Origin of the sequence: Streptomyces mutomycini, assembly GCF_001700505.1 — a bacterium.
Classification (GTDB): domain Bacteria; phylum Actinomycetota; class Actinomycetes; order Streptomycetales; family Streptomycetaceae; genus Streptomyces; species Streptomyces mutomycini.
The window spans coordinates 1-7,102 of the sequence record NZ_MAPV01000234.1; the positions used below are offsets into that span (position 1 = coordinate 1).

The 7,102-nt window shown below is 69.2% G+C and carries 6 protein-coding genes and 1 pseudogene; 4 read left to right on the top strand and 3 right to left on the bottom strand.

What is annotated here, in order from left to right; genetic code table 11:
• Nucleotides 1–588: 588 nt before the first annotated feature.
• Nucleotides 589–1,425 (top strand): annotated as a pseudogene (locus tag BFF76_RS31805) (tyrosine-type recombinase/integrase); the annotation flags it as partial.
• An 85-nt stretch (nucleotides 1,426–1,510) separates the two neighbouring features.
• On the opposite strand, the gene BFF76_RS27760 reads toward BFF76_RS31805, so the two are convergent.
• On the bottom strand, nucleotides 1,511–2,272 hold the full coding sequence (locus tag BFF76_RS27760) for a phosphoglyceromutase (protein ID WP_065849307.1): 762 nt from the start codon (nucleotides 2,270–2,272) through the stop codon (nucleotides 1,511–1,513).
• 205 nt (nucleotides 2,273–2,477) lie between these two features.
• Here BFF76_RS27760 and BFF76_RS27765 point away from each other — a divergent pair, with 205 nt between their 5' ends.
• Nucleotides 2,478–3,830 carry an MDR family MFS transporter gene (locus BFF76_RS27765; protein WP_065849308.1) on the top strand — a complete coding sequence of 451 codons (1,353 nt, stop codon included), beginning with the start codon at nucleotides 2,478–2,480 and terminating at the stop codon, nucleotides 3,828–3,830.
• A gap of 94 nt (nucleotides 3,831–3,924) precedes the next feature.
• Here BFF76_RS27765 and BFF76_RS33120 read toward each other — a convergent pair whose 3' ends face one another.
• Together BFF76_RS33120 and phoU are read right to left on the bottom strand one after the other, a co-directional pair.
• Entirely contained in the window at nucleotides 3,925–4,065 is a 141-nt protein-coding gene (locus BFF76_RS33120) for a hypothetical protein (protein WP_167359532.1), read from the bottom strand.
• Between the two features lie 175 nt (nucleotides 4,066–4,240).
• On the bottom strand, nucleotides 4,241–4,918 hold the full coding sequence (gene phoU / locus BFF76_RS27770; protein ID WP_031093478.1) for a phosphate signaling complex protein PhoU: 678 nt from the start codon (nucleotides 4,916–4,918) through the stop codon (nucleotides 4,241–4,243).
• 195 nt (nucleotides 4,919–5,113) lie between these two features.
• Here phoU and phoR point away from each other — a divergent pair, with 195 nt between their 5' ends.
• Together phoR and phoP are read left to right on the top strand one after the other, a co-directional pair.
• Nucleotides 5,114–6,382: a two-component system sensor histidine kinase PhoR gene (phoR, locus tag BFF76_RS27775; protein ID WP_031093475.1), complete on the top strand. Its 1,269-nt coding sequence runs from the start codon at nucleotides 5,114–5,116 to the stop codon at nucleotides 6,380–6,382.
• Nucleotides 6,383–6,387: 5 nt separating this feature from the next.
• Entirely contained in the window at nucleotides 6,388–7,059 is a 672-nt protein-coding gene (phoP, locus tag BFF76_RS27780; protein ID WP_465269737.1) for a two-component system response regulator PhoP, read from the top strand.
• The last annotated feature ends 43 nt before the right edge of the window (nucleotides 7,060–7,102 follow it).

The window sequence follows — 7,102 nt, forward strand, 5'->3', positions numbered from 1 at the left end:
GTAAGCACCGGGCCCGCTCGATGGCTTCGTTGGGACCCCTCCGGGTTCGTGGTCGTCGGCGTCGGCGTCGGCGAGATCCGGTCAGAGAGAGTCAACAATGGAGCCATGGATCTGGAGCTCTGCGCGTGGGCACACGATTGGTCCGATCGCCTCGGATCGGCGCTCGAGCGGGCCCGGTGCTTACCCAACCAAATGAGAGGGTGACCGGATCGCCTCGACTGGTGGTACTACTAGGGCCGGCGCCGCGGCGGGCGCGCGCTGTTGCCGCATGGTGCGCCACCCGGCGAAGCGAGGCGATAGCTTGCCGCACTCCGGGGATGTCGCTGCGCACCGCATGCACGCGTCCTGGAGAGCTCCTCACGGCGTGCAGCGGGGCCCATCCTGAAATGCCGCCCGAAACCAAGTGGCTGGACGAGGCACCTCAGAGAGTGGGCGCCCCACCCATCGGAAGCCCCTGCACCGTCCGTCCTAGAGAGCTGAGGGGGGAAAGCGTCCGCAGCGTCCGGCCGAGCAAGTGCAACGCCCTTGACCTGGGGTGTTTCTGCGGATGCTAAACAAAGTGTTTAGCGTCCGCCAGCCTCCGCAAGGCACATGCGCGAGTTCGTGACGCAGCTCGCAGCGTCCGGCATGTCTGGCTCGTACGCCCGCGTCAACTATCCAACGTGCGGGCCATCCTGAGCGCAGCCGTCGAACACGGCTGTCTGCCCCGGAACCCCTGCAACTCGCGCACGGTGACGCTCCCGGAGATGGGCGCCCGACGGTTGGTCCCCTGGCTGCCGGAACGGGTCTTCGCCGTGCCCGCCACCCTGGTCGACCGATTTCGGCCCATGGTGGACGTCGGCGCCGGGTGCGGCCTGCGACAGGGCGAGATCCTCGGGCTGTCCGTCGATGAACTCGACTTCGACAACGACACGCTTCACGTCGTACAACAGCTCAAGCTGAGCCTGAGCGCGCCCGTGTCCACCGAAGGGCGGCAAGTTGCGCGAGGTGCCGCTGCCCGAGCCCGTGGCGGACGCACTCAAGGCGCACATGAAGCTCTTGCCGCCAATAGAGATCACGCTGCCGTGGATGCGCGCCGGCGGTCCGCCCGTGACTAAACACCTGATCTTCACTGGTCCCCTCGGTGGGCACGTCTGGCGCACGTCGCTGAACGAGGACCACTGGAAACCCGCACTCGCCAAGGTCGGCGTCTTTCCCGAGGCGAAGAGCCGCGAACACGCCGCTGCTCGGGAACACGGCATGCACGCTTTCAGGCACTTCTACGCGTCCGTTCTCCTGGATGCCGGAGAGCGCATCAAGGCCGTGAGCGAGTACCTCGGACACTCCGATCCGGGACTGACCTTGAAGGCGTACGTGCACCTCATGCCAAGCAGCCGTGACCGCGCCCGGAAGGCTCTCGGTCTGGCACTCCGACCGCAAGAGCCGGGGCACTGGGGGCCCAAAGTGGTACCAGGCCGTGAAAATGCCCCGATCCGCGCCGTAAGCGCAGCTCGGGGCGTGATCACAAAGGCTACTTCTTCTTGCCCTGGTTCTTCACGGCCTCGATCGCAGCCTTGGCCGCGTCCGGGTCGAGGTAGGTGCCGCCCGGCTTCAGGGGGCGGAAGTCGGCGTCCAGCTCGTAGGCGAGCGGGATGCCGGTCGGGATGTTGAGGCCCGAGATGGCGTCGTCGGAGATGCCGTCCAGGTGCTTCACCAGGCCGCGGAGGCTGTTGCCGTGGGCGGCGACCAGGACGGTCCTGCCGTCGAGGAGGTCCGGGACGATGCCGTCGTACCAGTACGGCAGCATACGCTCGACGACGTCCTTGAGGCACTCCGTGCGCGGACGCAGCTCCGTCGGGATGGAGGCGTAGCGCGGGTCGGCGCTCTGCGAGAACTCCGTGCCGTCCTTGAGTGCGGGCGGCGGGGTGTCGTAGGAGCGGCGCCAGAGCATGAACTGCTCCTCGCCGAACTCGGCGAGCGTCTGGGCCTTGTCCTTGCCCTGGAGGGCGCCGTAGTGGCGCTCGTTCAGCCGCCAGGAGCGGTGGACGGGGATCCAGTGGCGGTCGGCGGCTTCCAGACCGAGCTGGGCGGTGCGGATCGCGCGCTTCTGGAGGGAGGTGTGCACGACGTCGGGGAGCAGACCGGCGTCCTTGAGCAGCTCACCGCCGCGTACCGCCTCCTTCTCGCCCTTGTCGGTGAGGTCTACGTCCACCCAGCCGGTGAACAGGTTCTTCGCGTTCCATTCGCTCTCGCCGTGGCGGAGGAGGATCAGCTTGTACGGTGCGTCGGCCATGGGTCCGAGCGTAATCGAACCCGTGAGGCCTCCGCGCGCCCGGCCAAAGGGCGGACCGACGGCGGGTGGGGGACGCGACGATTGACGGGGTGCGTCAATTGAGTGGCAGCCGGGGATCGCGCCTTCGTAATGTTCGTACAGTCGTCGGGCCGCTTACACAGGCCGACGTCCATTCCGTACGCGTACGTCCTCGGGGGGAAGTCCTATGTCTGTCGCCGGTCTCAGGAAGGCGGCACACGAGACGGTCGCCGGTCTTCCCAGGGAGTTCTGGTGGCTGTGGACCAGCACGCTGGTCAACCGCCTCGGGGCGTTCATCGCCACGTTCATGGCGCTCTATCTGACCCTGGACCGGGGCTACTCGGCTTCGTACGCCGGTCTCGTCGCCTCCCTCCACGGGCTCGGCGGAGTGGTGTCGTCGCTGGGCGCCGGGGTGATGACGGACCGGCTGGGGCGCCGCCCGACGATGCTGATCGCGCAGCTCTCGACCGCCGCGTCCGTGGCCGTGCTCGGCTTCATGGTCCATCCGGTCGCGATCGCCGGCGTGGCCTTCGTCGTGGGCATGGCCAGCAATGCGTCCCGGCCGGCCGTGCAGGCGATGATGGCCGACATCGTCCCGCCCGAGGACCGGGTGCGGGCCTTCTCGCTCAACTACTGGGCGATCAACCTGGGTTTCGCCGTCTCGTCGGCCGGAGCGGGATTCATCGCCGAGTACAGCTATCTGGCCGGTTTCATGGGCGAGGCGGCGCTGACCCTGCTGTGTGCCGTCGTCGTCTTCCTCAAGGTGCCGGAGTCCCGGCCCGAGGCGGAGCCGCTGGTCGCCGGAACCTCCGCGCCTGACGAGGTGAGGCTGACCACGGTGCTGCGCGACGGGCGCTACATGGGCGTCGTCGGGCTGTCGTTCCTGGTCGCGCTGATCTTTCAGCAGGGGTACGTCGGACTACCGGTGGCCATGGGTGCGGACGGGCTGTCCAGCTCGGACTTCGGCACGGCCATCGCTGTCAACGGTGTGTTGATCGTGGCCCTCCAGATCCCCGTGACCCGGTTCATCCATCACCGCGATCCGCGCCTCCTGCTGATCCTGTCGTCACTGGTCGCGGGGTACGGATTCGGCCTGACCGCCTTCGCGGGATCGGTGGGGGTGTATGCGCTGACGGTGTGCGTCTGGACCCTGGCCGAGATCGTCAACGCGCCCACGCAGACGGGCATCGTCGTGCAGTTGTCCCCCGCCCACGGCCGCGGCCGCTACCAGGGCGTGTACACGATGTCCTGGTCGGTGGCGGCGCTCGTCGCCCCGCTGATGTCCGGCTTCGTGATCGACCACTACGGTGCCGCCTGGCTGTGGGGGACCTGCGCGGTGCTGGGCACGGTGGCCGCGTTCGGCTACTGGCTGCTGATGCGGAACCTGAGCCTTCCGGAACCGGCCGTCGTCACCACGACGGCACCCGTGGCGCCGGTTACGGTCGTCGCGCCCGCCGTGCCGGTCGCATCCACCGTGCCGGTCGCGCCCGCCGTGCCGGTCGCATCCACCGAGCGGGCCGGGGCCGAGCCCGCGGTCTGACGGGTATGCGGCCGAGGCGCCCCCGCGGCGGACCCACGTCCGCCGCGGGGGTGCCGGCCGGTGCGCGGTTTCGCGCGGGCCTGCGAGGCCCTACTCAGCCACCGCACTGGCACGGCGCGCCGGACTGGCAGCCGCACCCGCAGCCCGAGCCGCAGCCGCAGGCCCCCAGCACGGTCAGATGCACGACCTCGGTCGGCGTCTCGTGCTGGGGTTCGGTCACCGGGGAATCGGCCATGGTCCCTCCTCAGGGGTTCGGCAGGGGTACGACTCGACGGCGCACGCGCATGCGTACGACGGGTCTACGGCATGGCTCGCCGCCCCCGCACCCCTTGCATGCCCAGCACGAAGGGCGCATCAACGGCGCACGAGTGCAGGAACAGAGGTACGGCCGCCGTGGCGGTCCGCGCCCCCTACGCCCCCTCCACCGGCGCCGCTGCCTGGATCTCGTCCGCGTGCTCACCCGTGACCAGGTAGACGACGCGCTTGGCGACCGACACGGCGTGGTCGGCGAAGCGCTCGTAGTAGCGGCCGAGCAGGGTGACGTCGACGGCGGTCTCGATGCCGTGCTTCCAGCGGTCGTCCATCAGGTGCTGGAACAGCGTGCGGTGCAGCAGGTCCATCTCGTCGTCGTCCTGCTCCAGCTGGAGCGCCAGGTCGACGTCCTTCGTGATGATCACCTCGGCGGCCTTCGCCATCAGCCGCTGGGCGAGCTGTCCCATCTCCAGGATGGTCGCGTGCAGGTCGTGCGGCACCGCCGACGCCGGGAAGCGCAGCCGCGCCAGCTTGGCGACGTGCTGGGCGAGGTCGCCCGAACGCTCCAGGTCGGCGCTCATCCGCAGCGAGGTGACCACGATCCGCAGATCGGTGGCGACCGGCTGCTGGCGGGCCAGCAGCGCGATGGCGCGGGCCTCCAGGTCGTGCTGGAGGTCGTCGACCTTCTGGTCCGCGGCGATCACGCTTTCGGCGAGCTTGAGATCGGCGTCGAGCATGGACGTCGTGGCCCGTCCGATCGCCGAGCCGACGAGCCGGGCCATCTCGACCAGGCCCTCGCCGATCGAATCGAGTTCCTCGTGGTAAGCGTCGCGCATGGAAGTCCCTCTCCAGATCCTGAGGCCGGGGTCTTGGGGCCGACCCCCACGCTGCCACGTTGCGGGGCCAACGCGTCGGGTTCCGGCCGCCTAAGTGAACCGTCACTATCCCCTTGGTGAACTCTGGGCGACGAGTGTTCGAGATGGCACCCGGATGGCTGGGAGAGTGTCGGCGAGCCCGCATAACCTTGAGGCATGGACGTGAACGCGGCGGTCGCCGCAGCTGCAGCGATCGCCGGGCTGTGTACCGGTGTGATCGCCATGCTGGCGTTCCGCTGGAGCGAACGCGAGCAGAAGCGTCCCACGCGTACGTCCCTGCGGCCCGACAACAATGCCGCGCTTCCCCCGGGGGTCGACACGGTCCTCTCCGTGCTCAGCTCCTCCGCCGTCGTGCTCGACGAGAGCGACAGCGTCGTCAAGGCCAGCTCCGCCGCGTATGCGCTGGGCCTGGTCAGAGGCGGACGCCTGGCGGTCGAGCCGATGCTCCACATGGCCAGGGACACCCGGCGCGACGGTGAGATACGGCAGGTCGAGCTGGACCTTCCGCGTCGCGGCACGGGCCGTGGCGAGGCGCTCGCCGTCTCTGCCCGGGTCGCCCCGCTGGGCTCACGCCTGGTCCTGCTGCTGGTCGAGGACCTCACCGAGGCCCGCCGCATAGAAGCGGTGCGGCGCGACTTCGTGGCCAACGTCAGTCACGAGCTCAAGACCCCGGTCGGCGCGCTCTCGCTTCTCTCCGAAGCCGTCATGGACGCCTCCGACGACCCCGAGGCGGTGGAGAGGTTCGCCGGGCGCATGCAGATCGAGGCGACCCGGCTGACCAACCTCGTGCAGGAGCTCATCGACCTCTCCCGGGTGCAGAACGACGACCCGCTCGAGGACGCCGAACCCGTGCGGGTGGAGGAACTGGTCGCAGAGGCGGTCGACCGGTGCCGCCAGCAGGCCGGCTCGAAGCAGATCACCATGGCATCGGGCGGCACCGCGGACCTCTCCGTCTGGGGTAACCGGAGCCAGCTCGCGGCCGCACTCGGCAATCTCGTGGAGAATGCCGTCAACTACAGCCCCGCCCGCACACGCGTCGGCATCGCCGCCCGGAAGCTGGCCGTGCCCGGCGGGGATCTGATCGAGATAGCCGTGACCGACCAGGGCTTCGGCATCTCCGAGAAGGACCGCGAGCGCGTCTTCGAGCGGTTCTACCGCGTCGACCCGGCCCGCTCACGGGCCACCGGTGGCACCGGTCTCGGCCTCGCCATCGTCAAGCACGTGGCGGCCTCGCACGGCGGGGAAGTCACTGTATGGAGCTCCGAGGGACAGGGCTCCACCTTCACCCTGCGACTGCCCGAGTCGGGCGTCGTACGGGGTCGTACCACCGGCGGACCCCTAGTCGACAACGGTGCTGTTGACGACGACGGGCCCTACGAGACCGATTCCTACGAACCATTTCCTGCCCCGGAGGCCCGCCCGTGACCCGAGTGCTTGTCGTCGAGGATGAGGAATCCTTCAGCGACGCCCTGTCCTACATGCTGCGCAAGGAGGGTTTCGAGGTGGCCATCGCGGCCACCGGCCCGGACGGCCTCGACGAGTTCGAGCGCAACGGCGCCGACCTCGTGCTGCTCGACCTGATGCTGCCGGGCCTGCCCGGTACGGAGGTCTGCCGGCAGCTGCGTGTCAGGTCCAACGTCCCGGTGATCATGGTCACCGCCAAGGACAGCGAGATCGACAAGGTCGTGGGCCTGGAAATAGGAGCCGACGACTACGTGACCAAGCCCTTCTCCTCGCGGGAGCTGGTGGCCCGCATCCGTGCGGTGCTGCGCCGCCGCGGCGAGCCGGAGGAGGTCACCCCGGCGGCCCTCGAAGCCGGCCCGGTACGGATGGACGTGGACCGTCACGTCGTCACGGTCTCCGGCGGCAAGGTCGACCTCCCGCTGAAGGAGTTCGACCTGCTCGAGATGCTCCTGCGCAACGCGGGGCGTGTGCTGACGCGCATGCAGCTGATCGACCGCGTGTGGGGTGCGGACTACGTGGGCGACACGAAGACCCTGGACGTCCACGTCAAGCGGCTCCGCGCCAAGATCGAGCCCGATCCCGGGGCGCCGCGTTACCTGGTGACGGTGCGGGGCCTGGGTTACAAGTTCGAGCCGTAAACCGCGGGCTGCGGGCTGGGTGGGGGTGTCTCCGGGGGAGGCA